Genomic DNA, 1,168 nt, shown 5'->3' on the forward strand with positions numbered 1-1,168 from the left:
GGCAAACGCTCGCCTCTTTCGCATCGAAACTTCGAAATCAACCAACCCAGACGTGGAGGCGATGACTGAAGCCGCCGTCGTATCACCTTAGCGTTGGAAGACATCCGTGATTATTATAGAGAAAGCATTTCGAACCGAAGGACGCAGCATCCTCTTGCAATGGAAACGCCACAGACATTTTGATACGGAACCTGACAGACCCATTTCGAGCATCGAGCAAACGACAAGGAGACCAATTGACAAGCGGAAGCATGAGACGGATTAGCCACAAGACATTCCGACCAAGGTTGAACTCCTGCACTGGTCGGTTGTGTGATCCACCTTCCAACAAGGCGCCGCAGACAACTCCGGCAAACGCTCGCCTCTTTCACTTCGATCCCATGAAAATCCAACACCCCAGAAATTCAAAAGACAGCTTAGGCCTACGCGTCTGAGCTTGGCGTTGGTAGAAAATGAAGACCAATCGAACCCCTCTATTCCTGATCGTTTTCCTGATAGCCTTTCAGGATCTCTTGGCTATTCCATCTCTACATCACGTCTTCGATAGCGAGAATTTGAAATTCAACTACCCAAAGAGCTGCAAAATAGATAGCCATCAGAATTTCGGAAAAGAAGAAGCCATCTTCATGACTTTGTCGTCTGGCGTGTACATCGAAGTGATCTTTTCTAAAGAAGGAGAACTACCGACACTACTTGAGCATGCAAAGGAAAGGGCCGAATCCTTTGCCCAAGCGATGCCCGAAGGAGAAGTAACCGAGTCACGTTTTACCCCTTCGGAAGCGAATCCTACAGATCAAATAAAAGAAGAATACTCAGTGAGGATGTTCGAAGGATTCGAAGTAAGACACCGCATTCACCGCCTTGTAAGATTCCCGAATAAAGCATGTTATTTAAGATTAGAGTCAGATCCCGATCCTGACGACAAGGTCCTGGAGGCATTCGAATTTATTCGATCATCAATTGAAATAAAGAATACCTAACCAGTCGTGCCATACAACTCCGGGGGCTGCGCCCCCTCCGCGTATGCACTCGACGTTGATATGGTCGTGTGCTGTCAACGGAAAAACAGCTATCCTGCGCTATTTATATAAATAGCTTTTCTTTATATTGAACTATCTCGGGATTGCGAGGGAACGGCCGGACGCGCGGATGATCCTGTTAGATTCGA

The 1,168-nt window shown here is 47.3% G+C and carries 1 protein-coding gene; it reads left to right on the plus strand.

The features are described from left to right. The first annotated feature begins 452 nt into the window (after positions 1-452). A complete protein-coding gene (locus tag QEH53_RS23835) occupies positions 453-980 on the plus strand; it encodes a hypothetical protein (RefSeq protein WP_309025741.1) in 528 nt (175 codons plus the stop codon). The last annotated feature ends 188 nt before the right edge of the window (positions 981-1,168 follow it).

Source organism: Pelagicoccus sp. SDUM812002 (genome assembly GCF_031127835.1).
Lineage (GTDB): Bacteria > Verrucomicrobiota > Verrucomicrobiia > Opitutales > Opitutaceae > Pelagicoccus.